General features: G+C 71.6%; 2 protein-coding genes. Both read left to right on the top strand.

The genetic code is table 11. The features are described from left to right. Positions 1 to 270 precede the first annotated feature (270 nt). A complete protein-coding gene (locus E1292_RS50435) occupies positions 271 to 870 on the top strand; it encodes a TetR/AcrR family transcriptional regulator (protein ID WP_165975193.1) in 600 nt (199 codons plus the stop codon). Continuing rightward, positions 867 to 1,218, top strand: a 352-nt coding sequence (locus E1292_RS50430) for a phytanoyl-CoA dioxygenase family protein (protein ID WP_165975192.1), incomplete at its 3' end; no start/stop codon positions are given. The genes E1292_RS50435 and E1292_RS50430, both read left to right, overlap by 4 nt.

The following is a 1,218-nucleotide window of genomic DNA, read 5'->3' as shown; positions in this document are numbered from 1 at the left end:
CCGCCTGCACTCAGCCATCGGCCACCTCCCGCCCGAGGAGTTCGAGGCGATCTACTACGCTCAGCACCATCCCAACGAAGCCCTAGCAATCAACCGCTGAGGTCTCCATCAAAGCCGGGGCGATTCATAGTCACTACTTCGCGTCCGCCGTGGCATGGCGTCCACAGACGCGACTCCATCGAACCCAGGGCACACCAAGGTGTCCACCAGACCGGGGCAACTTCACCTGGGGCTTGGCCATTTGAGTTGAACTCAACTAACCTCTGGAGCGTGGAGCCCCTGACAGAACGCGCCGCCACCACCCGCCGTCGCATCCTCGAGGCCGCCGGCGCCGAGCTCATCGAGACCGGCGACGTCGAGGTCGCGGCCGTCGCCCGCCGCGCCGGGCTCAGCGCCGGCCTGCCCTACCGCTACTTCGGCACCCGCAGCGGCCTGATGAGCGCCCTGCTCGCCGACTTCTACGAACGTCTCGTGACCGAGACCGTGCTCGGCCACTTCGACGGCCGCACCTGGCTCGAACGCTGGCGGGCCCAGCTCACCCGGTGGGTCGACTGGGTGTACGACGAGCCTCTCGCGCCCGTGGTGCTCGGCCGCATGGTCGGCGACGCCCAGGTGGCCGCGATGGAAGCCCGCTGCGCCCGGCAGGTCATCGCCCTCGGCGCCGAGCACGTCGCCGCCGGCCAGGCCGAAGGCGCCGTCACCCGGGGCCGTGACCCGGGCCTCATGTCCGCCTCCGTCGTCGGCGGCATGCGCTCCATCTTGGCGGTCGTGCTCGACCAGGACCCGCGCCCCGACCGGGCCGCCGTGCTCCAGGAGATCTGGGAGTTCACCACCGCCGCGCTCGGCGCCGCACGTGTGGAGGCGTCATGACCGGCGCGGGGGCGATGTCCGCGCTCCACCGCGACGGCCACCTCGTCCTGCGCGACCTGCTGAGCCCGGCCGGCTGCCGCCGCATCCGCGAGGAGCTCACCCCGCTGCTCAGGCCCGCCGGCCGCGACCCGTTCCGGTCGCGCCACACCCACCGCGTGTACGGCGTGCTCCACAACACCCGCGTCGCGGACCCCCTCATCGACGACCCCCGCGTGCTCGCGCTCGTCGACCGGCTGCTGCTGCCCAACTTCCTGCTCTCGCAACTGGAGGTCATCGAGGTGCGCCCCGGCGCCCCCGCGCGTCCGCCCGCCTACGACGACCGGCACTACCCCTGTCTCTTATACACCG

The sequence above is a fragment of the Nonomuraea deserti genome, assembly GCF_004348685.1.
In the GTDB taxonomy this organism is placed as follows: domain Bacteria; phylum Actinomycetota; class Actinomycetes; order Streptosporangiales; family Streptosporangiaceae; genus Nonomuraea; species Nonomuraea deserti.
The sequence above is the reverse complement of the archived record's forward strand: the minus strand, read 5'-3'. Positions and strand labels throughout refer to the sequence as shown.